This is a genomic window from Bradyrhizobium sp. SZCCHNPS1003 (assembly GCF_032381555.1).
Lineage (GTDB): Bacteria > Pseudomonadota > Alphaproteobacteria > Rhizobiales > Xanthobacteraceae > Bradyrhizobium.
This window is the reverse complement of record NZ_JAUHIU010000005.1, coordinates 153,055-177,433: the sequence shown is the minus strand read 5'-3', so window position 1 is coordinate 177,433 and position 24,379 is coordinate 153,055. Positions and strand designations below refer to the sequence as shown.

General features: G+C 65.3%; 24 protein-coding genes and 1 tRNA gene. 9 read left to right on the top strand and 16 right to left on the bottom strand.

Translation table 11 applies throughout. The features are described 5' to 3' along the window. Nucleotides 1-159: 159 nt before the first annotated feature. From QX126_RS10505 to secE, 5 genes are all read right to left on the bottom strand, one after another. Nucleotides 160-1,110, bottom strand: a complete 951-nt coding sequence (locus QX126_RS10505) for a 2-hydroxyacid dehydrogenase (RefSeq protein WP_315780811.1) — start codon at nucleotides 1,108-1,110, stop codon at nucleotides 160-162. A gap of 79 nt (nucleotides 1,111-1,189) precedes the next feature. Beyond that, on the bottom strand, nucleotides 1,190-1,882 hold the full coding sequence (gene rplA / locus QX126_RS10500; RefSeq protein ID WP_315737585.1) for a 50S ribosomal protein L1: 693 nt from the start codon (nucleotides 1,880-1,882) through the stop codon (nucleotides 1,190-1,192). Between the two features lie 6 nt (nucleotides 1,883-1,888). Next, nucleotides 1,889-2,317 (bottom strand): 50S ribosomal protein L11, encoded by a 429-nt coding sequence (gene rplK / locus QX126_RS10495; protein WP_315737584.1) that lies wholly within the window; start codon nucleotides 2,315-2,317, stop codon nucleotides 1,889-1,891. Nucleotides 2,318-2,551: 234 nt separating this feature from the next. Beyond that, a complete protein-coding gene (gene nusG / locus QX126_RS10490; RefSeq protein WP_284423110.1) occupies nucleotides 2,552-3,109 on the bottom strand; it encodes a transcription termination/antitermination protein NusG in 558 nt (185 codons plus the stop codon). Continuing rightward, a complete protein-coding gene (gene secE / locus QX126_RS10485) occupies nucleotides 3,109-3,300 on the bottom strand; it encodes a preprotein translocase subunit SecE (RefSeq protein WP_006611822.1) in 192 nt (63 codons plus the stop codon). The genes nusG and secE overlap by 1 nt, the downstream gene beginning before the upstream one ends. A gap of 425 nt (nucleotides 3,301-3,725) precedes the next feature. Between secE and QX126_RS10480 the strand changes: the two genes are divergently transcribed. Beyond that, nucleotides 3,726-4,988 (top strand): ABC transporter substrate-binding protein, encoded by a 1,263-nt coding sequence (locus tag QX126_RS10480; RefSeq protein ID WP_315780810.1) that lies wholly within the window; start codon nucleotides 3,726-3,728, stop codon nucleotides 4,986-4,988. A gap of 89 nt (nucleotides 4,989-5,077) precedes the next feature. On the opposite strand, the gene QX126_RS10475 is transcribed toward QX126_RS10480, so the two are convergent. Further along, nucleotides 5,078-5,153: transfer RNA gene (locus tag QX126_RS10475), tRNA-Trp, on the bottom strand. Between the two features lie 150 nt (nucleotides 5,154-5,303). Between QX126_RS10475 and QX126_RS10470 the strand changes: the two genes are divergently transcribed. After that, nucleotides 5,304-6,539 (top strand): serine hydrolase domain-containing protein, encoded by a 1,236-nt coding sequence (locus tag QX126_RS10470; RefSeq protein WP_315780809.1) that lies wholly within the window; start codon nucleotides 5,304-5,306, stop codon nucleotides 6,537-6,539. A gap of 189 nt (nucleotides 6,540-6,728) precedes the next feature. Here QX126_RS10470 and QX126_RS10465 read toward each other — a convergent pair whose 3' ends face one another. Further along, on the bottom strand, nucleotides 6,729-7,496 hold the full coding sequence (locus QX126_RS10465) for an SDR family oxidoreductase (protein WP_315780808.1): 768 nt from the start codon (nucleotides 7,494-7,496) through the stop codon (nucleotides 6,729-6,731). Between the two features lie 150 nt (nucleotides 7,497-7,646). Next, nucleotides 7,647-8,354, bottom strand: a complete 708-nt coding sequence (locus QX126_RS10460; RefSeq protein WP_315737580.1) for a histidine phosphatase family protein — start codon at nucleotides 8,352-8,354, stop codon at nucleotides 7,647-7,649. A gap of 146 nt (nucleotides 8,355-8,500) precedes the next feature. Here QX126_RS10460 and QX126_RS10455 point away from each other — a divergent pair, with 146 nt between their 5' ends. Further along, nucleotides 8,501-9,286 (top strand): SDR family oxidoreductase, encoded by a 786-nt coding sequence (locus QX126_RS10455; RefSeq protein WP_315780806.1) that lies wholly within the window; start codon nucleotides 8,501-8,503, stop codon nucleotides 9,284-9,286. A 972-nt stretch (nucleotides 9,287-10,258) separates the two neighbouring features. Here QX126_RS10455 and QX126_RS10450 read toward each other — a convergent pair. Beyond that, entirely contained in the window at nucleotides 10,259-10,615 is a 357-nt protein-coding gene (locus QX126_RS10450; protein WP_315780804.1) for an NIPSNAP family protein, read from the bottom strand. Between the two features lie 347 nt (nucleotides 10,616-10,962). Between QX126_RS10450 and QX126_RS10445 the strand changes: the two genes are divergently transcribed. Further along, entirely contained in the window at nucleotides 10,963-11,241 is a 279-nt protein-coding gene (locus QX126_RS10445) for a hypothetical protein (protein ID WP_315780803.1), read from the top strand. Between the two features lie 157 nt (nucleotides 11,242-11,398). Here QX126_RS10445 and QX126_RS10440 read toward each other — a convergent pair whose 3' ends face one another. Together QX126_RS10440 and QX126_RS10435 are read right to left on the bottom strand one after the other, a co-directional pair. Beyond that, nucleotides 11,399-12,457 (bottom strand): phosphotransferase family protein, encoded by a 1,059-nt coding sequence (locus QX126_RS10440; protein ID WP_315780801.1) that lies wholly within the window; start codon nucleotides 12,455-12,457, stop codon nucleotides 11,399-11,401. Nucleotides 12,458-12,604: 147 nt separating this feature from the next. Next, the gene (locus tag QX126_RS10435) at nucleotides 12,605-13,840 is read right to left on the bottom strand and encodes an acyl-CoA dehydrogenase family protein (protein ID WP_315737573.1); all 1,236 of its coding nucleotides are present in this window, start codon (nucleotides 13,838-13,840) and stop codon (nucleotides 12,605-12,607) included. 232 nt (nucleotides 13,841-14,072) lie between these two features. Here QX126_RS10435 and QX126_RS10430 point away from each other — a divergent pair, with 232 nt between their 5' ends. Beyond that, on the top strand, nucleotides 14,073-14,744 hold the full coding sequence (locus tag QX126_RS10430; RefSeq protein WP_315737572.1) for a TetR/AcrR family transcriptional regulator: 672 nt from the start codon (nucleotides 14,073-14,075) through the stop codon (nucleotides 14,742-14,744). Between the two features lie 37 nt (nucleotides 14,745-14,781). Continuing rightward, on the top strand, nucleotides 14,782-15,027 hold the full coding sequence (locus tag QX126_RS10425) for a hypothetical protein (protein ID WP_315737571.1): 246 nt from the start codon (nucleotides 14,782-14,784) through the stop codon (nucleotides 15,025-15,027). Between the two features lie 122 nt (nucleotides 15,028-15,149). Here QX126_RS10425 and QX126_RS10420 read toward each other — a convergent pair whose 3' ends face one another. After that, nucleotides 15,150-16,376 carry a CaiB/BaiF CoA-transferase family protein gene (locus QX126_RS10420; RefSeq protein ID WP_315780799.1) on the bottom strand — a complete coding sequence of 409 codons (1,227 nt, stop codon included), beginning with the start codon at nucleotides 16,374-16,376 and terminating at the stop codon, nucleotides 15,150-15,152. Nucleotides 16,377-16,706: 330 nt separating this feature from the next. Here QX126_RS10420 and QX126_RS10415 point away from each other — a divergent pair, with 330 nt between their 5' ends. Then, nucleotides 16,707-17,261 (top strand): hypothetical protein, encoded by a 555-nt coding sequence (locus QX126_RS10415; RefSeq protein ID WP_315780798.1) that lies wholly within the window; start codon nucleotides 16,707-16,709, stop codon nucleotides 17,259-17,261. Nucleotides 17,262-17,333: 72 nt separating this feature from the next. Here the strand turns inward: QX126_RS10415 and QX126_RS10410 are convergent, their stop codons facing one another. Then, on the bottom strand, nucleotides 17,334-18,083 hold the full coding sequence (locus tag QX126_RS10410) for an NUDIX hydrolase (RefSeq protein ID WP_315780796.1): 750 nt from the start codon (nucleotides 18,081-18,083) through the stop codon (nucleotides 17,334-17,336). Between the two features lie 117 nt (nucleotides 18,084-18,200). Here QX126_RS10410 and QX126_RS10405 point away from each other — a divergent pair, with 117 nt between their 5' ends. Continuing rightward, nucleotides 18,201-19,238, top strand: coding sequence for an SPFH domain-containing protein (locus tag QX126_RS10405; RefSeq protein ID WP_315780794.1), 1,038 nt, complete (start codon nucleotides 18,201-18,203; stop codon nucleotides 19,236-19,238). Continuing rightward, the gene (locus QX126_RS10400; RefSeq protein ID WP_315780792.1) at nucleotides 19,225-20,157 is read left to right on the top strand and encodes a sugar kinase; all 933 of its coding nucleotides are present in this window, start codon (nucleotides 19,225-19,227) and stop codon (nucleotides 20,155-20,157) included. Before QX126_RS10405 ends, QX126_RS10400 begins: the two co-directional genes overlap by 14 nt. Before the next feature lie 324 nt (nucleotides 20,158-20,481). On the opposite strand, the gene QX126_RS10395 is transcribed toward QX126_RS10400, so the two are convergent. The 3 genes from QX126_RS10395 to QX126_RS10385 all read right to left on the bottom strand — a co-directional run bounded on the left by QX126_RS10395 (nucleotide 20,482) and on the right by QX126_RS10385 (nucleotide 24,254). Further along, entirely contained in the window at nucleotides 20,482-22,443 is a 1,962-nt protein-coding gene (locus tag QX126_RS10395; RefSeq protein ID WP_315780791.1) for an alpha amylase C-terminal domain-containing protein, read from the bottom strand. A gap of 22 nt (nucleotides 22,444-22,465) precedes the next feature. Beyond that, on the bottom strand, nucleotides 22,466-22,837 hold the full coding sequence (locus tag QX126_RS10390; protein ID WP_315737564.1) for a tRNA-binding protein: 372 nt from the start codon (nucleotides 22,835-22,837) through the stop codon (nucleotides 22,466-22,468). Between the two features lie 505 nt (nucleotides 22,838-23,342). Beyond that, nucleotides 23,343-24,254, bottom strand: coding sequence for an AraC family transcriptional regulator (locus QX126_RS10385; protein WP_315780789.1), 912 nt, complete (start codon nucleotides 24,252-24,254; stop codon nucleotides 23,343-23,345). Nucleotides 24,255-24,379: the final 125 nt, after the last annotated feature.

The following is a 24,379-nucleotide window of genomic DNA, read 5'->3' as shown; positions in this document are numbered from 1 at the left end:
TCGCAATTCACAGAGATGTGCAGTGCGTCAAAATATTTCTGCGCGGGGCGGAACGTTTTGGACGTAGCAGCCCGCATCAGCGTCAGCCACAGCCCGCAAAGGCGAAAGCGACATGGGGGATGGTCCGTCCCGGGTCGTTCCGCTCGCCCGGGCTACGAGCTACTTGACTTGATAAGGCATCATCTCGCCGCCGAAGAACGCTGTGAGATTCGCCACCACGCAGGCCTGCATCGCGACGTGCGACTCCCTGGTGTTGCCGCCGATATGCGGCGTCACCACCACGTTGGGCAGGGAGGTCAGCTCATCCGGCGCATGCGGCTCCGTCTCGAACACGTCGAGACCGGCACCGGCAACGGTACCCTCCTTGAGCGCCGCCACCAGCGCCCGCTCGTCGATGACCGAGCCGCGCGAGATGTTGACGATGTGGCCGTCGGTGCCGAGCTTCTTGAGGAGGTCGGCGTTGACGACGTGGGTGGTCTCGGCGCTGGCGCGGACGGCGATCATCAGCACGGTGCACCATTCGGCGAGCGCATCGAGGCTCGGGAAATATTGATACGGCAGATCGTCATAGCGGGTGCGGTTGAAATAGCCGACCTCAGTCTCGAAGGCGGCTACGCGGCTCGCGATCTTGCGGCCGATCTCGCCCATGCCGTAGACGCCGACCTTGCAGCCGGCGAGACCGGGCGGCGGCTTCATCAGCGGCGATGGTTTTGCGGACGCCCAGCCCCCGTCGCGGACATAGGCGTCTGCCACCGTCAGCCGCCGCGTGGTCGCCAGCATCAACATCACAGCGACGTCTGCGACCGCCGCGGCATTGGCGCCCGGGCTGTGGCCGACGGCGATGTTACGGGCCGCGGCCGCCTTCAGGTCGACGCCGTCGTAACCGGTGCCATAGCAGACGATGGCCCCGAGCGCCGGGAGCCTGTCCATGTCGGCAGCCCCCAGCGGCGTGCCGCCGGCCGTGATCAGCGCCCGGATCCGCGCGACCTCGTCCGCCGGAAACACCTCGTGCGCCGGCTTGCCGCCGCTGTCGAGCAGATCGAACCGATCGGCAAAGCGCTGGGTCAAGGATTTCGGCAGGCGGGAATAGATCAGGACCTTGTCGGGCATGTCGGCCGGTACTCCAAAATGCGAAGGGCGGGATCGATGAACGATCCCGCCCTCCCCAATCTAACCTATGCATGGCCGCTCAGGCGAGCACGGTGCCCGGCTCGACCTTGACGCCCGGGCCCATCGTCGAGGAGACGGCGACGCGCTGGACGTAGGTGCCCTTGGCGCCCGCCGGCTTGGCCTTCACGACCGCATCCGCCAGCGCCTTGATGTTCTCGACCAGCTTGTCCTCGGCGAACGAGGCCTTGCCGACGCCGGCCTGGATGATGCCGGCCTTCTCGACGCGGAACTCGACCGAGCCGCCCTTGGCGCCCTTGACGGCACCGGCGACGTCCATGGTCACGGTGCCGATCTTCGGGTTCGGCATCATGCCGCGCGGACCGAGCACCTTACCGAGACGGCCGACCAGCGGCATCATGTCGGGGGTGGCGATACAGCGGTCGAAGTCGATGTTGCCGTTCTGCACCTTCTCGACCAGGTCCTCCGCGCCGACGACGTCGGCACCGGCGGCCTTGGCTTCGTCGGCCTTGGCGCCGCGGGCGAACACGCCGACGCGGAGCGTACGGCCGGTGCCGTTCGGCAGCATGACGACGCCGCGGACCATCTGGTCGGCATGGCGCGGATCGACGCCGAGGTTGATCGAGACCTCGATGGTCTCGTCGAACTTCGAGACGGCCCGCTCCTTGATCATCTTGATCGCGTCAGCAAGCGGGTAGAGCTTGGTGCGATCGATGCCCTCGCGGGCCTTCTTCAAACGCTTTCCGAGTGCCATGGCGCCTTACCCCGCAACTTCCAGACCCATCGAGCGGGCGGAGCCCTCGACCATCTTCATGGCCGACTCGATCGAGTCGCAATTCAGGTCCTTCATCTTCTTCTCGGCGATATCGCGCACCTGCGCCTTGGTCACCGAGCCGGCCTTGTCACGACCCGGGGCCTTGGAGCCGGACTGGATCTTGGCGGCCTGCTTGAGGAAGTAGGACATCGGCGGGGTCTTCATCTCGAAGGTGAAGGACCGGTCCGCATAAATGGTGATGACCACCGGGATCGGGGTATTCTTCTCTTCCTTCTGGGTCTGCGCGTTGAACGCCTTGCAGAACTCCATGATGTTGAGACCGCGCTGACCCAGCGCGGGGCCGATCGGCGGCGACGGGTTGGCCGCACCGGCCGGAACCTGAAGCTTCAGGTAACCGGTTACTTTCTTTGCCATTATGACTCTCCAATGCGTTCGCGATTCTGCCTGATGCGAACGCAACGCCTTCGGGCGACAAAACCCTCAGGCGAGGTTTGGGACCGTGGTCCGGCGCGCTTGATCCGGCTGGCAAAGCCGGTCACGCCTCCCACGAACGAAATCGCCCCCCGGTTGGGGAGCGAAGGGCGCCCGATACACGAGATCGGACGAAAAGGAAAGCCCGGGACGCCGAGAGACCCGGCAGCCCGGCCCTTAACCGACGATCTTCTCGACCTGGTTGAATTCCAGTTCGACCGGGGTGGCGCGGCCGAAGATCGACACCGCGACCTTGACCCGCGAGCGCGCCTCGTCGATTTCCTCGACCACGCCAGAGAACGAGGCGAACGGGCCGTCGGCGACGCGGACGTTCTCGCCGATCTCGAACGACACCGAGGATTTCGGCCGCTCCACGCCTTCCTGCATCTGGTTCAGGATGCGCATCGCCTCGCCTTCGGAGATCGGCATCGGCTTGTTCTCGGCGCCGAGGAAGCCGGTCACCTTGGGCGTGTTCTTGATCAGGTGGAACGCCTCGTCGGTCAGCTTCATCTTCACCAGCACGTAGCCGGGGAAGAACTTGCGCTCAGCGTCGATCTTGCGGCCGCGGCGCACCTCGGTGACCTTCTCGATCGGCACCAGCACCTGCTCGAACAGGTCCTCGAGATTGCGCTGCTTGGCCTGCTCGCGGATCGACTCCGCGACCTTCTTCTCGAAGTTCGAATAGGCGTGGACGATGTACCAGCGCTTGTCGGAGCTTTGCGTTGCGGTTGCCATCAGTGAATGCCCAGCACGAGGGTGATGAGATAACGGATGATCTGATCGGCGGCGAAGAAGAACACCGAGGCCAGCGCCACCATCACGAACACCATGATCGTGGTGATGGTGACCTCGCGACGGCTCGGCCACGAGACCTTGGCGGTCTCCGAGCGCACTTCCTGCAGGAATTTGAACGGGCTGGTAGCCATCGTCAGGGGTCCGCGTCCGTCATCGGACGATTGAAGAGTTGACTGGGAAAACCGAACAGCCGTCCTTGGCCCACCCTCTTGTCGGAGAGATGAGCCGAATCCACGGGCTCGCTTGTTCGGGGAGTGAAAAGCCGCGCCGGATATCCGCTTTTATCGCGGGCCGGCTGCAGGTTGTCGAGATATCTACTGTCGGGCCGGCCAAAGGTCAAGATATGGGCATGCCGGGCGTCGGCGGCCATACCCGCGTCAGGCCCCCGCCTGGTCCGCCACAACGCGGTTTTTCGCGCAACGGCAGGCCATTTCCGCACCACGGCAGGTTGAGCAGTTGCCGCGACGAAATGCCCGTAGTGGAGCAGCTCCTGCTCTTGCCGGGCCTGCGCCACCCGCTCATTCTCGTCCGCACAAGAACAATCCGGAGGAAACCCATGACCTTTGCCCCGCGCAAGGGACGGACGCGCCTTGCCGCCGTCAGCCTTGCTGCTCTCGGTCTTGCCGCTCTCGCCCTCACCGCCGTCCCTGCCTGTGCCCAGGCCCAAGCCCCGCTCAAGATCGGCGTGCTCAGCGACTTCTCGTCGGTCTATTCGGACATCGGTGGCCAGGGCAATCTCGAGGCCACCAAGCTCGCGGTCGAGGAGTTCGGCGGCAGCATGTTCGGCAAGCCGATCGAGGTGATCAGCGCCGATCCGCAGAACAAGGCCGACATCGCCGCCGCGATCGTGCGCAAATGGTACGAGAACGAGGCCGTCGACATGGTCATCGACATGCCGACCTCGGCCACCGCGCTCGCCGGCATGGAGATGTCGAAGCAGTTCGAGAAGCTGATGATCGTGACGGATGCCGCGAGCTCCGACATCACCGGCAAGTCCTGCTCGCCCTACACCGTACACTGGACCTATGACACCTACGGCAACGCGCACACGGTCGGCAGCGCCATCGTCAAGAACGGCGGCAACACCTGGTTCTTCATCACCGCCGACTATCTGTTCGGCCATTCGATCGAGCGCGACACCGGCGACGTCGTGCGCGCCGCCGGCGGCACGGTGGTCGGCAGCGCCCGCCATCCCCTCAACAACCAGGATTTCTCGTCCTTCCTGCTTCAGGCGCAGGCCTCCAAGGCCAAGATCATCGGCATGGCCAATGGCGGTGGCGACACCATCAACACCATCAAGCAGGCCGCCGAGTTCGGCATCGTCGCCGGCGGCCAGAACCTCGCCGGCATCGTGATGTTCATCTCCGACATCCACAGCCTCGGCCTGAAGCTCGCCCAGGGCCTGATCATCACCGAGGCGTATTACTGGGATCTCAACGACCGCACCCGGGCGTTCGGCAAGAAGTTCTTCGAGCGCATGAAGCGGATGCCGACCATGAACCAGGCGGCGACCTACAGCGCGACCCTGCACTATCTCAACGCGGTCAAGGCAGCAGGCAATCGCGACACCAAGCCGGTGCTCGCCAAGATGCGCGAGACCCCGGTGCGCGACGCCTTCACCGACAACGGCGTCGTCCGCGAGGACGGCCGCATGGTGCACTCGATGTTCCTGTTCGAGGTGAAGAAGCCCGAGGAGTCGAAGGGCCCGTGGGACTATTACAAGGTGCTGGCCGAGGTGCCCGGCGACCAGGTGTTCAGGCCGATGAAGGACGGCAACTGTCCTTATGTGAAGCAATACTGTCCTTATGTGAAGCAATAAGGGGTTGCTGAAATGCATTCGGGGCTCGCGCGTTGCGGGCCCCGGCCTAACCTGTCTCGTCGATTTTTGGCTTAAGTGCTTGATCTCGCTGGCAGGAGTGGAGAGGCTCGAACTCCCAACCCCCGGTTTTGGAGACCGGTGCTCTACCAATTGAGCTACACTCCTAGCGAGCCGGGACAGTGTCGCCGGTTCGCGCGCTTTGAAGCATAGACCTCCCCCCGAATGCAAGGGTGCAATGGGGCAAATCGACTGGTCAGACCACAACTTCCGCGCCAGACTTGATGCAAACCGACAACAGGACTTCAGGGAGAGCCCATGACCCCGCCGACTGCCGCATCCAGCGCGCACCTTTCCGCGCTCCGCTCGCTGACGCCACCGCTGCCGGATGACCGCCCCGAGGCGCTGGGCCTGTCCCAGGCGCGGCTGCAGCGAGCTTCGGATGCGTTCAAGCGCGAGGCCGACAAGGGAACCATCCCCGGCGCCACCCTGCTGGTCGGCCGCCGCGGCCGGATCGGCTGGTTCGACGCCATCGGCCGGCAAGCGCCCGACGCCGACACGCCGATGCGGCCGGATTCGATCTTCCGCATCTTCTCGATGACCAAGCCGATCGTCTCGCTCGGGATCATGATGCTGGTCGAGGACGGCGAGCTGCTGCTGTCCGACCCGGTCGCCAAGTTCATCCCGGAATTCGGCGAGCAGAAAGTGGGCGTCGAGACCGGCGGCAAGCTGGAGCTGGTGCCGATCGCCCAGCCGATGACGGTCCAGGACCTGCTGCGCCACACCTCGGGCCTGGCGTATGAGCACACCGGCACCGGGCCGGTGCACCAGCTCTACCAGCAATCGCGGGTGCGCAGCCGCAAGATCACCAACGCCGAGCACGCGACGATCGTCGCCGGCCTGCCGCTGATCTGCCAGCCCGGCGCCGAGTTCAACTACAGCCGCTCGACCGACATCCTCGGACGCATCATCGAGGTCGTCTCGGGCCAGACGCTCGGCCCCTTCCTCTCCGAGCGCATCCTCGAGCCGCTCGGCATGAAGGAGACCGGCTTCTCCACCGCCGAGGCGAATGCTGGCCGGCTGGCCGAGCCGTTCGCCAAGGACCCGTGGACCGGCGAGACGGTCAACCTGTTCAAGATGACCGAGCAGCCGCTGATGGAATCCGGCGGCGGCGGGCTGGTGGCGACCACGATGGACTACGCCCGCTTCTGCGCGATGCTGCTCAGCAAGGGCAGCCTCGACGGCACCCGGCTGGTCGGCCGCAAGACGCTCGAGCTGATGGCCTCCGACCATCTCGGGCCCCACGTCAAGACCCAGGGCACGCTGCTGTCGCCCGGTCACGGCTTCGGCCTCGGCTTCGCCGTGCGCCGCGAGGCCGGCATCGCGCCATTCCCCGGCTCGCCCGGCACCTTCTTCTGGAGCGGCATCGCCGGCACGTTCTTCTGGATCGATCCGAAGGAGGATCTGTTCTGCGTGTTCATGGCCCAGGCTCCCGGACAGCGCGACTATCTGCGCACGCTGGTGCGCGACGTGGTGTACGCGGCGGTGGAGTGAGGGCGGCGCCCAGCAAATGCTGTCGCCCCGGCGAACGTCCGGACCCATACCGCGTGATCTGTCGAAGGTCATCACTGCCAGTTGCCTGCCTCATGGCGGCCGGTGGTTATGGATCCCGGCGTTCGCCGGGACGACAGTTGAGAGTGTGGCGGCGTCATCGCGCACCACACCCACACCCGTATGCCCCCCTCAACTGATCGTCGCGCCGCCGTCGATCACCATCGTTTGCCCCGTCATGAAGTTACCGGCCGCCGAGCCCAGGAACACCGCAGCACCCGCGATCTCGTCGGGGATGCCGATGCGGAGCAGCGGCGAGCGGGCGGTCGAGGCCTTCAGGTTCTCCGGATTGTCCCACAGCGCTTTGGCGAAATCGGTCTTGATCAGGCCGGGCGCGATGCAGTTCACGCGCACATTGTGCGGGCCGTATTCGCAGGCGAGGTTGCGCGCGAGCTGCATGTCGGCGGCCTTGGAGATCGCGTAGGCACCGAGGAAGGTCGAGCCCTTCAGGCCGCCGATCGAGGAGACGATGATGATCGAGCCGTCCTTGCGCGCGATCATCTGCGGCACGACCATGCTGATCAGCCAGTTGTTGGCGACGATGTTGTTGTCGAGGATCTTGCGGAACTGATCGTCGGAGATGCCGGCGAGCGGCCCGTAATACGGGTTCGACGCGGCGTTGCAGACCAGCACGTCGATCCTGCCGTAGATGCGGTTGGCCTCGTCGACGAGGTTCTGCAGGTTCTCCTTGCTGGAGATGTTGGCGGCGACCGCGGCCGCGGTACCCGCTCCAAATCGCTCATTGAGCTCCTTGGCGACAGCATCGCAGACATCCGCCTTGCGCGAAGAGATCACCACCTTGGCGCCGTGCTCGGCCATGCGTTCGGCAATGGCGAGCCCGATGCCGCGGGTCGATCCGGTGATGACGGCGACCTTGCCGGTCATGTCGAACAGGGTCATTGGGAGTCCTCCTTGGCTTGTTGGAATGTCGTCGGCTCCGACGGCTCATTGTAAGTCCCGTAGCCCGGATGAGCGCAGCGACATCCGGGGTCTCACGTGCTGTCCCGGTGAACCCGCATGTCGCTTCGCTCATCCGGGCTACGGGATGCCTCACGCCAGCTTGCTCGTCGTCAGCTCCGGCCCGGCCGGCTGATGCATCGCCTTGTGCCTTGCATCCGCGATCCACGGCTGCTGATTGACCATTGGCAGGCGCCATGTGCTGGTCTCGCCGGCCACGATGTGGTCGAGCCGGGTCACCGAGCAATTGTCGATGTCGAAGGCCAGCCCCTTCTCGACCAGGCCGCCGAGCGCCAGGCCAACAGCCGCCTTGATGGTGCCGCCATGGCCGACGGCGATGACGTCGCGGCCGGCTTCCGAAACCGTGATGCGCGCAATCGCCGCTGTCACGCGGGTGTACAGATCCATGTAGCTCTCGCCGCCCGGCGCCGGCTCATCGATGTCGGCGAACCAGTGGCTGCCCGCCGGCCGGCTCGCCAGGAACGCGGCGCGGTTCATGCCCTGCCATTGCCCGAGATGCTGCTCGGCAAAAGCGGTCTCCCTGATCATCGCTGCGGGACGCGGGAATCCGGCGGCCCAGATCGCCTCCGCAGTCTGATGCGTGCGCATCAGACTGCTCGCATACCACACCGCGCTGCGCGGCAGGATTTTCGCGACCGCCTCGAACACCTCGCGATCGGAGGTATCGCAGGCGATGTCGGACTGGCCGTAGATGTTGCCGCCGTCGCTGCGCACTGGCGCGTGACGCACCCACCACCAGCGCGTGGTGACGACAGAAGGTTTCGTTCCATCAGCCGACATCGCTCAGACCCTTCCCTCCGCTCGTCTCCCGCTGTACGTGAAGGCCTAGATCGTCTCAAGCCGCTTGGCGATCTCAGCACGTTTGAAACGGCGTTTGAATTCCGTTGCGCGGCACGCAACTGATTACAATTGAAGCAGGAGGAAACATGGGCCGCCTCGAAGGCAAATCCGTCATCATCACCGGCGCCGGCAGCGGCATCGGCCGCGCCGCATCGCTGATGTTCACCAGGGAAGGCGCGCGGCTGATCGCAGTCGATCGCAGCGAAGGCGTCAAGGAGACCGTCGAACTCGTCAAGCAGCAGGGCGGCATCGCGGAGGCCGTGATGGCTGACGCCGGTTCGGAAGCCGACGTGAGCGGCTTCATCGATCGCGCCGTTGCGACCTATGGCAAGCTCGACGTCATCTGGGCCAATGCCGGCATCTCCGGCGGCTTGATCCCGATCGCCGAGCAGACCGTCGAGCACTGGCAGGAGATCCTGCGCATCAACCTGATCGGCCCGTTCCTCGCGGTCAAACACGCGATGCCGCACATGGTGCGGCAGCAGCGCGGCGCCATCGTCTGCACGGCTTCCGTTGCGGGCCTGAAGTCGGGCGCCTCGGGCCATCCCTATGCCGCAAGCAAGGCCGGCGTCATCAGCCTGGTGCAGACCACCGCCTATTCGCTGTCCGGCACCGGCGTGCGCATCAATGCGGTCTGTCCCGGCCTGATCGAGACCGGCATGACCAAGCCGATCTTCGACGGCGCCAAGGAGCGCGGCACCGAAGGCAAGATCGGCCAGCTCAATCCGCTGAAGCGCGCCGGCCAGCCGCACGAGATCGCCGCCATGGGCCTGTTCCTTGCCAGCGACGAGGCGTCGTATGTCAACGGCCAGGCGTTTCCGGTCGACGGCGGCCTCACGGCGTCGATGCCGTATGCGGGGAAACCGATTTAGCCGGGTTGCCGCGCCAAACACCGGTGTCCTCCCGGAGAACGCCGGGACCCATATCCCCTGGCCGGAATGAAGCCCGCAACTGACAGCGACGTCCCTCGCCAGATCACGCGGTATGGGTCCCGGCGTCCGCCGGGACGACAGCTGTTGTTGCCGCGCTACTGCGGCCCGTTCAGCACAGCTGCGCGCAACACACTCCGCTGTCGTTCCCGCGAACGCGGGAACCCATGCCGCGGAATCGCGCGAGCAACGTGGCTGCCGGCTGTCCGTCAGGCGACGTTCCTTTCCGCAGCCGTCATTGCGAGCGCAGCGACGGAGTTCAATCATGATGACCGCGTGCAATCATGCAAAATTCTTCCCGCGACGCCTTCGCGCCCGAGTGATCCCGAATTTCACCGCCCTCTCGCATCGAGGGCGCAGGGAAGGCCAGGCGTCGGCTGACGCCTGCGGCCCGCCTGCGAGAAAAAATGCAGGCGGCAGGTACCACAGGTGCAGCCGGATAACGCCCGGCCTTCCCTGCGCGATGGTCTTCACGCTTATACGCAGTCTGCCTGGTGCGCCGGGCTTGTTGGCCACCATTGCCCGCGCGGCGCGCAAGCGCCGTCGCGAACGTAGCACCAGCATCGGGGTGCCAGCACGCTGCGACTTCACGTCCGCGAACTGCCGTTCGTCCGCGTAGCAAACTACGCTGCGGCATCTCCGCGGCCACCGCCTCCCCGCCTCGCGTGTCGTGACGATCGCGCGCAACGCCCCTCTCGTTGAGGCGGGATGGCGGCAATCAAATCACAAATTCCGAAAAAGCGAAAGTGAAAAATTTAAGCATGGGCCGACGACGGCGCTCATCGCGCTGAAGAACCACACAAACTTTCTTTGTAGGCGCAGCCCTTTCACATCGTCGGATCGCACTCATCATCGCTCCGCCCTGACGTCGCGCATCCGAGTTGCCCGGCGGGCACCGCCGGCGCCTACCTGGGATCATCGATCCGGCGGCAACAGGCTTCGCCGGACAGCCGGCGAGTAGTCGACCGACGTCAGCAGGCGGTCCTCAATCTGGCCGACCATCAGACCATGCTCGGCATGGGTGATGCGCTTGATCTCGGACCATTCCGCATCCGCCATGAAGGCTGCCCACCCCGCTATCTTGGTGGCCTCGTCCGGCCATTCCAGAACGTAGACGAACTCGGTCCGCTCGCCGAACCGGCTCTCCCACATCGCGACGATCTGGAAGCCATGGCGCATGCGCATGATGCGGGCGGCGTGATCGCGAAAACGGGCATGAAACGCCGCCTTGTTGTGCTCGAAGATTTCGTAGATGCGAAGCTGATGGATCATGACGGCTCTCCTTCACGTGGATATGGGCGTTGCACGCCAAGCAGCAAGGCGCGTCACATCATGGTCGCGCGGCGGTCGGCGCCATCGTCGCGGGTACGAAGGCGTAGCCCGGATGAGCGCAAGCGACACCCGGGGTCTCGCGTGCAGCTCGTGTGTCCCCGCATGTCGCTCGCGCTCATGGGGGCTACGGAAAGCGCAACGTCGCCGTGAGCGGCGTTCGGGTTCAAGCGAGGATGTCGCCGCTAGCCGCGTTTTTTCCGGTCGCATCTTCGAACCGGCTGCTCCGAGGCGCCGTCGAACCTCGCAAGCGGACCATTTCGGCTTCGCAAAACCGAAGGATGGATCAGATGTCGAGGATGTCGAAACTGCGGCTGCTCACCACGATCGGGGCCATTGCGGCCGGCGCGGGGGCGACCGGCGCCCATGCACGTCAGCTCAATTTGCCGCCTTGCGAGCTGAGCTCTTGGGGCTCCTGCGGAACCTATGAGCTGCTGCCGCAGCCCTCGCGGCACCGCACCTCCGACACCTCGCCGACCTACATGAAGCAGACCGACCCGCGCTACAGCAGCGCCATGACCGCGGCCGGAGGCGGCGGCGGGGGCGGTGGTGGCGGCGGCGGCCGCTGAGCCCGAAGCTGGTGGGTGGTCGCTGTGTAGCCTGGATGAGCGGTTCGTCCGCCGAAGCCCAACGGGCGAAGGCGGAAGCGACATCCGGAGTCTTCACCGGCAGGAGTGCTGGCCCGCATGTCGCTGCGCTCATGCGGGCTGCCGAACCGCCCGCGCCTTACGCCGCGCCCGCCTTCCGCGCGTAGGCCCAGGCCTGCTTGGTCATCGGCACCATGCGCTTGACCGACTCGATCGCCTTGTCGTTGGCAGCGGTGCCGTCGCGGATGCGGCCGATGATCCCCTGCAAAATGCCGGCGAGCCGGAACAGGTTGTAGGCGAAGTACCAGTTGAGGTCCGGCAGCTTCACGCCGGTGACGCCGCAATAGATCGCGGCCGCCTCCTCCATGGTCGGGATGTTCTTGGCCTTCAGGTCGACGCCGTCGAGGCCCGGCATGATCCACTGCATCAGCAGATAGGTGAAGTCCGCCATGGGATCCCCGAGCGTCGACAGCTCCCAGTCGAGCACCGCGATGACGCGCGGCTCGGTCGCGTGGAAGATCATGTTGTCGAGCCGGTAGTCGCCATGCACGATCGAGACGCGCTGCTGCGCCGGCAAGGTGCGCGGCAGCCATTCGATCAGCTTCTCCATTTCCGGCAGATGCTCGGTCTCGGACGCACGATACTGCTTGGTCCAGCGGTCGACCTGACGGGCAAAATAGTTGCCGGGCTTGCCAAAATCGGCGAGGCCGATTGCGGCGGGATCGTAGGTGTGCAACTTCGCCAGCGTCTCGATCTTGCTCGTGAAGATCGCGCGGCGCTGCGGCGCGTCGACATGCGGCAGGGTCGGATCCCAGAACACCCGGCCTTCCTCCATCGACATGATGTAGAAGGCAGCGCCAATGACGCTGTCGTCGTTGCACAGCGCGTAGGCCTTGGCGACGGGAAAGCCCTGCTTGCCGAGCGCGGCGATGACGCGGAATTCGCGATCGACCGCATGCGCTGACGGCAGGAGCTTGCCGAACGGCTTGCGCCTGAGCACGTAGGAGCGCGCCGGCGTGTTGAGCCGATAGGTCGGATTGGACTGGCCGCCCTTGAACTGCTCGACGGTGAGCGGGCCGGCATAGCCCTCGACATGCTCGGCCATCCACGCCGCGAGCTTGGCTTCGTCGAAGCGGTGCCGCTCCTCGACCGGCTTGGTGCCGGAGAATTCTTCGTCCTTCTTGACGCCGTCGGCCACGACGAACTCCCTTGGGTCATATTGAACGTAGGGTGGGCAAAGCGAAGCGTGCCCACCGCTTTTCTCGGAGACTGGAATGGTGGGCACGCGCCTGCCCGCGCGCTTTCGCGCCCGGGCCGACGCTTTGCCCACCCTACAAGGTCTGCGTCAATGCCGCGGCTCGTTGGCGTACTTCTTCATCTCGAGCCGGGCGATGGCGCGGTTGTGCACCTCGTCCGGGCCGTCGGCAAGACGGAGCGTGCGGATGTTGGCGTAGTCCTTGGCGAGACCCGCATCATCTGACACGCCGGCGCCGCCGAACGCCTGGATGGCGTCGTCGATGATCTTCAGCGCCATGTTGGGGGCAGCGACCTTGATCATCGCGATCTCGCCCTGCGCGGTCTTGTTGCCGACCTTGTCCATCATGTCGGCGGCCTTGAGGCACAGCAGGCGCGTCATCTCGATGTTGGTGCGGGCCTCGCCGATGCGCTGCTCCCACACCGAATGCTCGATGATCTTCTTGCCGAAGGCCTGGCGCGTCATCAGCCGGCGCACCATCTTCTCCAGCGACTCCTCGGCCTTGCCGATGGTGCGCATGCAGTGATGGATGCGGCCCGGACCGAGCCTCCCTTGCGCAATCTCGAAGCCGCGGCCCTCGCCGAGCAGGATGTTCTCTTTGGGCACCCGGACGTTCTCGAGCAGCACCTGGGCGTGGCCATGCGGCGCGTCGTCGAAGCCGAACACCGGCAGCATCTTCTCGACCTTGATGCCGGGTGTGTCGAGCGGCACCAGGATCTGCGACTGCTGCTGATGCTTGGCGGCCGACGGATCGGTCTTGCCCATCAGGATCGCGATCTTGCAGCGGGGATCGCCGACGCCCGACGACCACCATTTGCGGCCGTTGATGACGTAATGATCGCCGTCACGCGTAATGCGGGTTTCGATGTTGGTGGCATCGGACGAGGCCACCGCGGGCTCCGTCATCAGGAAGGCCGAGCGGATCTCGCCGTCCATCAGCGGGCGCAGCCATTTGCGCTTCTGCTCCTTGGAGCCGTAGCGGATGAACACCTCCATGTTGCCGGTGTCCGGCGCCGAGCAGTTGAACACCTCCGAGGCCCAGGAGATGCGGCCCATCTCCTCGGACAGCAGCGCATATTCGAGATTGGTCAGGCCGGCGCCACGGAACTCGTCATCCTCGTGCTCCGACGGCGGCATGAACATGTTCCAGAGGCCTTCGGCTTTCGCCTTGGCCTTGAGGTCCTCCAGGATCGGGATCACCTTCCAGCGATCGCCCTCGGCGTCCTGCTGCTTGTAGATCGGCACCGCCGGGCGGACATGCTTGGTCATGAAGCTGCGCACGCGCTCCAGCCATTCCTGCTGCTTCGCCGACATCGTGAAGTCCATGGGACTCTCCTCAGGGTTTCCTCGAGATTGTTTTGACCGCAGTGTCGGCCCGCCGGATGCATCCGTGCAAGTGTGATCTCGCGCGACACGACCGCGCGAACCGTCGCTGCAGTGCCAAAATGTCGTCTCGCGGAAGCACCGCGATTGACATTCCAGCCGTCTCAAACAATAGTTTCATACAATTGTTTGAAACGCAACTCCCCACCCTGCTTCGTCGTTCGGGAGGACCAGCATGGCGACCGACCAGACCCGGACTGCGATCCTGATCGCCGCCGAGCGGCTCTATGCCGAGCGCGGCTTCTCCGACGTGACCTTGCGCGACATCGTGGCGGAGGCGAACGTCAACCTCGCCGCGGTGAACTATCATTTCGGCTCCAAGGACGAGCTGATCGCCGAACTGTTCGTGACCCGCTCGATCGCGCTCAACCGCGAGCGGCTGCGCGAATTGCGCGCAGCGGAGGATGCCGGCGGCGGCCGCGCCGACATCAGCGACATCCTGCGCGCGCTGGTCGGCCCGATCCTGCGCGGCTGCCTGGGGCCGGAGAACCAGCGTTCGGCGGTGGCGCAATTCATGATCCGCGCCTCGATCGAATCGGTGCCGCCAATCCGCCGCATCAAGAACAAGGAAATCGACCATCTGCGGAAGTTCGCCGCGGCGATGAAGCGCGCTTTGCCCGACAGCTCCGAGGTCGACCTGTTCTGGGGCCTGCATTTTGCGCTGGCGATGGCGCATCACACCATCCGCGAGAGCGAGCGGCTGACCAAGCTCTCCGACGGCCGATGCGACCTCGACGATGTCGAGGATGTGATCGCGCGGGTGGTGCGCGGCGCCGTGCTCGGCTTGACGACGCGCGTACCGGCGGCAAAGTCACAGGCCAAGGTCGCAGCGCGCGAGGCGCGCTAGACCTCGTGCTCCGCTGGATGAGAAGGAAGCTCGCCTGATGACGCAGCGCCTGCGATTGATCATGGCCGTCGCCGCCACGGCGCTCGCGATGGTGACCGCCAGCGAGCCGGTGCTGGCCCGCGGCGCCGCCGCCAGCATCATGAACTCGCCGGGCTATCAGCGCCGCCTGCAGGAATCACGGCAGCAGCTGGGCGCGCCGCCGCGGGCCCCGTTGTTCGAAGCGCCGCACTCCTATTCCCCGTGGAAGGCGAAGCGGCACCGGCATCACCGCCACGCCCACTGATCGTACGCTACACCACGTCCTCTGCTTCAAACTGCAGCCCGGATGAGCGCAGCGACATCCGGGGTCTTCACCGGCGGTAGTGGCGATCCCGCATGTCGCTTTCGTTCATGCGGGCTACGCGGCTACACCACGCCCTGCTGCTTCAACGCCGCGATCTTCGTCTCGTCGTAGCCGAGTTGCGATAGAACGTCCCGGGTGTGCTCACCGAGCAGCGGCGGCGCGCGGTACTCCGTGATCGGCGTGCCCGAGAAGGTGAGCGCATTGCGGATCAGCGACAGCTGCGGCTCGAACGGGTGCTCGACCTTCACCTCCATGCCGCGCGAGCGCACATGCGGATCGGCGAAGACGTGGGCGAAATCGTTGACGGGTCCGCAAGGCACGCCCGCTTTTTCGAGCTCTTCCAGCCAGTGCGCCACCGAGTTCTTCAGGAACAGGCCGGCAAAGATCGCCATGATCTCCTTGCCGTTGACGACGCGGTCGTTGTTCTTGACGAATTTCGGATCGGTGGCGAGCTCCGGCGCCCCTAACACGGCGCAGGTGCGCGCGAATTGCGCATCGTTGCCGACCACCAGCATCAATTCGCCGTCGGTGCAGCGGAACACGCCGGCCGGCATGCCGCCATTGCCCCAGGTGCCGCGGCGCGGCGGCGACTTGCCGTTGACCAGGAAGATCTGGGCGTAGTGCGACAGCGAGGCGATCACGGTGTCGAACAGGCAGACGTCGATGTGCTGGCCGCCGCCGCCATTGACGTCGCGGTGATACAGCGCCGCGAGAATGCCGATCGAGGTATTCATGCCGGTCATGTAATCGACGATCGACGGCCCGACCTTCATCGGCCCCGCCCCCGGCTCGCCGTCCATGTGGCCGGTGACGCTCATCAGCCCGCCCATGGCCTGGAAGATCGCGTCGTAGCCGGCGCGCGGGGCATACGGCCCGGTCTGGCCGAAGCCGGTGACCGAACAATAGATCACGTCCGGGTTGACCGCGCGGATCGCCTCATAGTCGAGGCCGTAGCGCTTGAGATCGCCGACCTTGTAGTTCTCCATGAAGACGTCGCAATCCTTGGCGAGCGCGCGGATGATCTCCTGCCCCTCCGGGCTCGCGATGTTGACGGTCACCGACTTCTTGTTGCGGTTGGCGCAGATGTAAAACGAGTTGTTATTGTTGGCCTTGCCCTCGGGGTCCTTGAGGTAGGGCGGGCCGAAGGCGCGCGCGTCGTCTCCCGTGCCGGGCCGCTCGATCTTGATCACCTCGGCGCCGAGATCGGCCAGCATCTGCGCGGACAGAGGTCCGGCCAGCACGCGCGTCAGATCGAGAATCTTGATGCCAGAAAGCGGCAGGGCCGACATGGAGTTCCTCCGGGAGACTTATTCCTTGTGGCGGATTTGCTCTGCGAGGCACCGCCTGTCACCCGCGGATACACCATTTCGTGCCCCGGAGCACTGCGCTGGCGGCATGCGGCCTTGCCCGGCACAGGATGTCACCCGGATTCGCGAGGCTCACCGAACCGGTAGCACCCATTGGGGAATGCGCCCGCAATCACCGGGGCACGCGCCGACTTTCTTGCTTCGTTTTGTGTGCGACGGGAGTCCAGACACATCCGGACACAGGGAACAAGGAGCCGTTAAGCGTTACAACCACAGCTGGAGACAGGTTTGATGTCTTACCCGGAGCACACCATGACTTCGATCTCTGCCTCCTCGATGAGCGGCTTTTCGCCGCTCGACCTGCTCAAACAGGAGCTCACCAAGGAAGTCTCGGCCGGCAAGGTCAGCTCGACCGACCAGACCGCCTTGTCGTCGGCGCTCGACGACATCGACTCCGCATTGAAGAGCGGCGGCAACAGCTCGTCCTCGTCGTCGACCTCCAGCACGCCGCCCTCGCCCAAGGAGATGCAGTCGAAGATCGACGATCTCATCCAGAGCGAGGTCGACAGCGGCAAGCTCACCTCCGACCAGGCGACCGAATTGAAGAACGTATTCGCCAATGCGTTCTCCGGCGGCGGCGCCGGCGGTCCGCCGCCCGCACCGAGCGACGATGCCAGCAGCGACACCACGTCGAGCACCTCGTCGTCGTCCTCATCGAGCTCATCGTCTCAAGTCGAGGAGCTGTTGAAGAAGCTGCTCGACGCGCTGCAGAGCTCGAACAGCAGCAAGACCTCGTCCTACAGCGCCAGCGGCACCAGCTCGTCGAGCTCGTCCAGCAAGTCGCTGGTGGTCGACTTCTCGGCATGATCCGGCGGTCTCACCATTGTGCCCGCGGTCTATCGCAGCGCTCATGCGGGCTACGTGGAGAAACCGGCGGCGTCACTCCGGCGCATTGAACGTCCGCGCGAAATACACCGGCGCAGCCGTCTTTTTCAGGCGGTAGAGCTGCGCCGGCCGGTTCGGCCCCTTGCGCATCTTGGCGATCGGTTCGATGAGGTCGGCCGACAGCATGCGGGTCCGGAAGGCGCTCTTTTCCAGCGCACGATCCAGCACGACCTCGTAGGTCCGCTGCAGTTCGGGCAAGGTGAATTCCTCGGGCATCAGATAGGCCGGCAGCGAGGTGTACTCGACCTTGTTGCGCAGTCGCTGCACCGCAGCGCGCAGGATCTCCGCATGATCGAAAGCGAGCTTCGGCTTCACGCCGGTCCCGTCAAGCGGAAACCATTGCGCGTCCGCGGCGAGCGCCGTCTCCGCCGCTGACGTCGGGACCAGCGCAAAATACGCGTGGGTCGCCGACCAGCCGCGGGGATCGCGGTTCGCGCTGCCCCAGCTGCCGAGTTGCTCCAGATACGGGCTGACGACGCCGGTCTTCTCGACGAGCTTGCGCCGGGCGCAGGCTTCGAGATCGCGATCCGTGTCGACATCGACGAAGCCGCCCGGCAGCGCGAAAGCGTCCGGGAACGGCTCACCCTCGCCGTGACCGCGGCGCACCAGCAGCACGTGCAGCGCCTCCAGGCGGATCGTGAAGATGACGACGTCGACCGTCGTCAACGGGCGCGGGAAATTAAGCCCGGCCCCGCCTCGCCCGATCTCGCCCGCGCCGCCGCCTGGTTCTTGCCGTCCCGCCATGCCGCCCCCTGACCGCCTTGCCGAATTTTGCCCCTTGACACTAGCACGCTTAGTTGTACTGTCCAACTTACTTAGTTGGCGTAACACACTTACGCCATCAGACGTCAGGAGGCCGCCATGTTCGGCATTCGCTTCATCAAGGCCCAACCCACCACCTACCTCCTCAAATACCGCGCCGGCGCCGTGGTCGAGGAAGGCGCCGGGCTCTCCACCTTCTATTACGGGCCCGCGACCTCGCTGGTCGCGATCCCCATCGGCAGCCGCGACGCCGCCTTCATCTTCCAGCAGATCGCCCGCGACTTTCAGACGCTGACGATCCAGGGCCAGGTCACCTACCGCATCGGTGAGCCGAGGAAGGCAGCGGCGATGCTGAACTTCACCCTCAAGCGCGACGGCAAGACGTACGAGTCGGACGACCCGGAGGAGCTGCCGCAGCGCGTGCTCGGCGCGGTCGAGGTGCTGGCACAGCAGGCGGTCAAGGACATGACCCTGAAGGAGGCACTGCGCGCCTCCGACCGCATTGCCGAGGCGATTACGACCGGACTGAGGCAACGCGCCGACATCGATGCGCTGGGCCTGGAGATCCTCGGCGTCGCCGTGCGCGCGGTGAAGCCGACGCCGGAGACCGCCAAGGCGCTCGAGGCCGAGGCGCGCGAGGCGATTCTGAAGACCGCCGATGAAGCGATCTTCGCGCGGCGCAACTTTGCCGTGGAGCGCGAGCGGGCGATCCGCGAGAGCGAACTCGACACCGAGATTGCCGTCGAGCAGAAGAAGCGCTCGATCCGCGAGACGCAGATGGATGCGGAGGCCAGCGTCGCCGCGAAGAAGAACGAGCTGCGCGAGGCCGGCATGGTCGCCGACATCGGGCTGGAGGCCAAGCGCAAGGACTTCGTCGCGCTGAATGCGTCGAACACCCGCACTTTGGCCGATGCCGAAGCCTATCGCGTCGGCGCGCTGATGAAGATCTTCGAGGGCGTCGACACCCGCGTGATCCAGGCGCTGGCCGCCACCGGCATGCAGCCGGGCCAGTTGATCGCGCAGGCGTTCTCGGGGCTCGCCGAGAAGGCCGAGAAGATCGGGCAGTTGAATGTCTCGCCGGAGCTGCTGAACAGCCTGATGCAGAAGCCCGCGGAGGCCGCCCGTGTCCGGCAATGACCGCAAGGTGGTGCTGGTCACGCGAAGGACGCGGCTCGAGGAGCTGATCGCAAGGTTCCTCACCGCGGACCAGGCCCGCTTCTATGTCGAGCATCTCGGTGCCGACTTCTCCGACTATGAGCGCGAGCACGCGGCCTACCAGGCCGCGCGCTTGACCAGCGTCCAGACGCTGGAACGCTGGGGCCGCTACCAGATCGTCGACCGCAGCTTCCTGCCGAACTTCCTGTTCGGCCCGGCCGACATCGTCGCGGCGCTCGGCCCGGACGGCCTCGTCGCCAACACGATGAAATATCTCGACGGCCAGCCGTTGCTCGGCCTGAACCCGGACGCGGCCCGGCATGACGGCGTGCTGCTGCCGTTCGCGCCGGAGAACCTCGCGAGCCTGCTGCCCGAGGTCGCCGCCGACAAGCGCGCCGCCAAGGCGGTGACCATGGCACGCGCAAGCCTCGCCGACGGCCAGGTGCTGCATGCCGTCAACGACCTCTTCATCGGCGCGCGCACCCATGTCTCGGCCCGTTACGAGATCGCGACGCGCGACGGCCATGAGCGGCAGTCCTCCAGCGGCCTGATCGTGGCAACGGGGCTCGGCTCGACCGCCTGGTTCAAGAGCATCGTCACCGCCGCGCTCGCCATCGCCGGCAGCTTCGGTGGCCGCACGACGGGCGGCGACTACACTCCCCTGCCCTGGGACGCCCGCGCGCTTCGTTTCGCCGTGCGCGAGCCGTTCCCGAGCAAGACCTCGCAGACCTCCCTGGTCTGCGGAGGCCTCAGGGGCGCAGAGACCCTGCGCCTGCGCTCGCTGATGCCGGAGAACGGCGTCATCTTCTCCGACGGCATCGAGGCCGACCATCTCGACTTCAACGCCGGGACCGAGGCGGTAATCGGGATTGCCGAGCGACAGGGGCGGTTGATCGTGTAGTTCGGTCCCGCAGGTCGCGTCGTTGGCAGCGTAACGTGCTCTTGCCGCGTCATTGCGAGCGCAGCGACGCAATCCAGACTTGTCTCTGTGGAAAGATTCTGGATTGCTTTGCTTCGCTCGCAATGACGGAGGAAAGACCAAGCGTCCATCTTCCACATGTCGTCGCTGCGGGCGCGCGGCCGTAGGGTGAGCAAAGCGGCCGCCGAAGGCGGCAGCGTGCCCATCGTGGATCGGCGCGCTCGACGGCGAAGATGGTGCGCACGGCGCAATCCCGATCTGGGTCGTGGACAGAGCACGGCTGCGGCTTTGCCCACCCTACGGCCGTTACGCCCGCGCAAACACCAGCACGCCGTTCGCCGGGATCGTCACCATCGCCGAGCACGGCTGGCTGTGCAGCGCCGGGCCGCCTGCGATCACAGCGCCATTGTTGCCGACCACGCCCGGATTGACCCAATTGTCGTAGACGTCGCTGTTGAACACCTCTTTCCACTGCCCGGCCGCCGGAAAGCCGATGGCGTAGTCGCGCCATGGCGTCTCGCTCAGGCTCACGATCACGACGACGTCGTCGCCCTGGCCATCCCAGCGGTGAAAGGCGAGCACGCGGTTGCCGTCATGGACGTGGACGATGGCGCAGCCTTCGGCGGTCAGCGCCGGATGGGTGCGGCGGATCGCGATCAGTTCGCTGGTAAAGCGCATCGCATCGGCGGTGATCTTGTCCTCGCCGTCAAGCAGCGCCCAACTGATCGTTGTGTCGGGGTTCGGCGTGTCGCTCCATGGTCTGTCCTCGAACAGTTCCTGGCCCATGAACAGCATCGGGATGCCCGGCGCGGTCAGCAACAGGCCCGTGGCGACGCGGCTGCGGCTGCGCGCATACCAGCAGCGGCTGTCGACGGGATCGGCGAGGCGCGGGATGCGCGGCTCGCGGCCGGCATAGACGATGTCGTGGTTCTCGATCGAGTTCACCGCGCGCCAGCGCTTGTCGAGGCTGAGATCGGCGATCGCCGCGGCGATCGGCTGCATCGCAACGGCAGCGCCGGCGCCTCCGGCCGCGCTGGCGATGGCGCCGCGCACAGCAAGGCGCAGGCCGTCGCTCCAGGTCGCGTCGAAGCCGGCGCCACCTTGTGCGATGTCCCTCACCACCCACGGGTTCACCGGCCAATATTCGGCGATCTGGAACGCGTCGGGCTTCTCGGCGCGCAGCGCCTCGGTGAGCTGCTGGCAGGTCGCCCAGCCGCCGAAGCGGTCCATCACGCTGACCTCGTCGAAGCGCAGGCCGTCGGCGTGGTACTCGCGGTACAGCATCACGGCATTGTCGACGAGGTACTGCCGCACGTCGGCGTTCCAATAGGCGAACACCTGGCCGCCGGCCCAGCCCTGGTCGGTGAAGTACAGGCTGCGGTTGGGATCGCCATAGGCCTGACGGTCGAAGAACCAGATGCTGTTCTCGTCAAAACCGCCGCCGGCGTGGTTGTAGACGACGTCGAACAGCACCGCGATGCCATGGACATGACAGACGTCGATCAAGGCGCGCAGTTGGTCGTCGCAATGACGCACGGTGTCGACGCCGGCGTAAGGCGCCGCGCCAGCCGCGACCAGGATCTCATTGGTGCGGGCGACATAGGCGGCGAGATGCGCCTCCTCGGCCTCGCCATAGTCGGTTTCCGGGCTGAACAGGTCGGTGCCGTTATAGCCCATGCTGAACATGGTCGGGAATTCCTGCACCGGCAGCAGCTCGATGGCGTTGATGCCGAGCTTCGCCAGGTGCGGCACGCGCTCGATCACGTCGAAGAAGCAGCCGTCGGGATTGCCCGCCTTCATGTCGAAGGTGCCGACGTGGAGCTGGTAGATCACGAGCTCGCTATAAGGCGGCGGTGTGAACGCGGTGTCGTGCCAGGGAAACGCGTTGGGATTACGCAGCACCGAATGCGATTGCGGGAACGGCGGATCGACGGTCAAGAGCCGCGCATGCGGATCGCGCTTGTAGCCCGAGGTGCCCTCGCCTTCGACGAAGTACATGTAGGCGTCGCCGTCCTTCAGGCCGGGGATGAAGATCGCCCAATGGCCGTTGCCGATCGGCGCCAGGCGGCAGCTCGCGTCCTGCGTCCAGTCGTTGAACGGGCCGGAGACGTAGACCGCCTTGGCATGCGGCGCGAACACGCGGAAGGTAGCGCCGCCGGTCACCAGGGTGCCGCCCATGGGAGCCTGGAGAAGATGCATCTGCCGCAGCGAAATCCTCAATCCTTCGGGGAATGGCGGCAGCGTAACAGGTTCGAGCAGCATATCCATGATGGTCGGCTCTCCCCGGCGCTCAGAACAGCCGCGCGCCATTCGGCACGGGCTTGTCCGGCTGGAACAGCACGACGTTGCCGGCCTCGTCCGGGAAGCCGAGCGTCAGCACCTCGGACATGAACTTGCCGATCTGGCGCGGCGGGAAATTGACGACGCCGGCGACCTGGCGGCCGATCAGGGTGGCTGGATCGTAGAGCGTGGCGATCTGGGCGCTGGAGCGCCTGGTGCCGATGCCGGGCCCGAAATCGATCGTCAGCTTCAGCGACGGTTTGCGCGCCTCCGGATAGGGCTCGGCCGCGACGATGGTGCCGACGCGGATGTCGACGACCAAGAACTGGTCGAAGCTGATCCCTGCTGCCGCCGGCGCTGTGGGATCATGGGCAAGATGCATGGCGGCCTCATCGAACGCATGACCGCGCAGGAAGGCTTGCGGTGCCGACGCGGTCTGGGTCGGAATCTTTAATCGCCATAAGGGCTCCTGACAATGCACCCGCCCGGCGACGGCACGGCATATGGACGATTGGCTGTATTGGTGTGGCAGGCCGGTCGCAGGGTGCGAAGCCTTCAATCGCAGGCTGGGCAAGCGGGGGTGCCGCTGCCCCGCATCGCCGAGCGGGAGGCGCGTGAATCGCCATGGAATGTCGCTATCCGGCGAATCGTCGCGTGCACGCCTTGACCCGCCCTGCAGCATGTCCGCCGCCGAGCGCAATGATTATGACACGTCGCCCGTAATGTCGCAGTTCGGTCGCTTTGCCTCCAGACACAGCACGGAGGCCCAGCCTGGCTGCGACTACTGGACATCATCAGCAAGCTTCGCCGGGCACAACCTGCCCACCGCGCGTTGCCGGCCCCGGCGCTCTTGGGAATGGTCCTGGCCGGCGCTTCTGTCAGGCGAGCTAGGCGGCGCGCCGCCCGCGCGACAGAGTTTCGGATGGAAGCTCACCGAACATGTCGCGATAGTCTCTTGCGAAGTGTCCGAGATTTCCGAAGCCGCAATTGAAGGCGACTGCAGAGACGGAGGTGCGCTGATCTGCCCCCGAGAGCATCTGCTTTGCCCGTCGCAATCGCACCGTTTTCGCAAACGCCATCGGCGAGTATCCGCGGCTCTTCTTGAAAGCAGTATAGAGCGCGCGGATGCTGACGCCTGTCTGTGATGCCAGCGCCTCGATCGTGATGGCGCGGTCCCAAGAGGCCTCGATATACTCTTCGGCCAGCCGGACGATCCGCGGTACGACGTCCTTTTCGGCTCTCTCCAACAGCTCGCTGAAATTGTGGCGGTGAGCCGACAGGAAGGAAACGATGAGAGCCTGCTCCAGTTCGACGAGCACCGTGCGTGGCAGCTCTGTAGCCGCAGCATCCAACTGATGAGCGAGGAACATCGCCAGATCGCGCAAGACCAGAGCGTTCGGCTGCACCGCAGCCGCTATGGGATCAAACTTGAGGACACCGGCTGGCTTTGCACCGAGCAGCGTCGTCAATGTCTGCTCCAACGCCCTCGCGCCTATTCGAAGAATGAGCTGCTCATAACCTGGCTCGAACACAATCCTGTTGGGTTCGCCAGGCGCAACTATGCAGGACTGCCGCTCGGTTATCGCGATCGCCGTGCGATTCAGAATGGTCAAAGCGCTGCCTTTGAGGCCAATTTGCAGGCGCGCGAAGTCGCTCTCCGGGAACTTGACGACCGCCCTCGCCCCGCCATATGCACAAAAGCCCAGGCCGATATTCGTAAGCTGAAGGTAGTTGCCCACCCCCAGGAAGCCATCTGCCTTGGTGACTGCGAAGCCAGTTGCCCCGTAGACCGTACGCAACGCGTGCTCCATCGCCTCCGGATCGTCTGTACGAATGACGGGAGCGCGGCTCAGGAGGCTTACGGATCGGTCCAAGTTCATCGAAGGATGGTATCTCAGGTTTGACCGGACTCAAACCTGGGAAA

Coding starts and splice junctions, on each gene's coding strand:
- QX126_RS10505 (WP_315780811.1), bottom strand. CDS start 1,110: ATGCCCGACAAGGTCCTGATCTATTCCCGCCTGCCGAAATCCTTGACC.
- rplA (WP_315737585.1), bottom strand. CDS start 1,882: ATGGCACTCGGAAAGCGTTTGAAGAAGGCCCGCGAGGGCATCGATCGC.
- rplK (WP_315737584.1), bottom strand. CDS start 2,317: ATGGCAAAGAAAGTAACCGGTTACCTGAAGCTTCAGGTTCCGGCCGGT.
- nusG (WP_284423110.1), bottom strand. CDS start 3,109: ATGGCAACCGCAACGCAAAGCTCCGACAAGCGCTGGTACATCGTCCAC.
- secE (WP_006611822.1), bottom strand. CDS start 3,300: ATGGCTACCAGCCCGTTCAAATTCCTGCAGGAAGTGCGCTCGGAGACC.
- QX126_RS10480 (WP_315780810.1), top strand. CDS start 3,726: ATGACCTTTGCCCCGCGCAAGGGACGGACGCGCCTTGCCGCCGTCAGC.
- QX126_RS10470 (WP_315780809.1), top strand. CDS start 5,304: ATGACCCCGCCGACTGCCGCATCCAGCGCGCACCTTTCCGCGCTCCGC.
- QX126_RS10465 (WP_315780808.1), bottom strand. CDS start 7,496: ATGACCCTGTTCGACATGACCGGCAAGGTCGCCGTCATCACCGGATCG.
- QX126_RS10460 (WP_315737580.1), bottom strand. CDS start 8,354: ATGTCGGCTGATGGAACGAAACCTTCTGTCGTCACCACGCGCTGGTGG.
- QX126_RS10455 (WP_315780806.1), top strand. CDS start 8,501: ATGGGCCGCCTCGAAGGCAAATCCGTCATCATCACCGGCGCCGGCAGC.
- QX126_RS10450 (WP_315780804.1), bottom strand. CDS start 10,615: ATGATCCATCAGCTTCGCATCTACGAAATCTTCGAGCACAACAAGGCG.
- QX126_RS10445 (WP_315780803.1), top strand. CDS start 10,963: ATGTCGAGGATGTCGAAACTGCGGCTGCTCACCACGATCGGGGCCATT.
- QX126_RS10435 (WP_315737573.1), bottom strand. CDS start 13,840: ATGGACTTCACGATGTCGGCGAAGCAGCAGGAATGGCTGGAGCGCGTG.
- QX126_RS10430 (WP_315737572.1), top strand. CDS start 14,073: ATGGCGACCGACCAGACCCGGACTGCGATCCTGATCGCCGCCGAGCGG.
- QX126_RS10425 (WP_315737571.1), top strand. CDS start 14,782: ATGACGCAGCGCCTGCGATTGATCATGGCCGTCGCCGCCACGGCGCTC.
- QX126_RS10420 (WP_315780799.1), bottom strand. CDS start 16,376: ATGTCGGCCCTGCCGCTTTCTGGCATCAAGATTCTCGATCTGACGCGC.
- QX126_RS10415 (WP_315780798.1), top strand. CDS start 16,707: ATGACTTCGATCTCTGCCTCCTCGATGAGCGGCTTTTCGCCGCTCGAC.
- QX126_RS10410 (WP_315780796.1), bottom strand. CDS start 18,083: ATGGCGGGACGGCAAGAACCAGGCGGCGGCGCGGGCGAGATCGGGCGA.
- QX126_RS10405 (WP_315780794.1), top strand. CDS start 18,201: ATGTTCGGCATTCGCTTCATCAAGGCCCAACCCACCACCTACCTCCTC.
- QX126_RS10395 (WP_315780791.1), bottom strand. CDS start 22,443: ATGGATATGCTGCTCGAACCTGTTACGCTGCCGCCATTCCCCGAAGGA.
- QX126_RS10390 (WP_315737564.1), bottom strand. CDS start 22,837: ATGCATCTTGCCCATGATCCCACAGCGCCGGCGGCAGCAGGGATCAGC.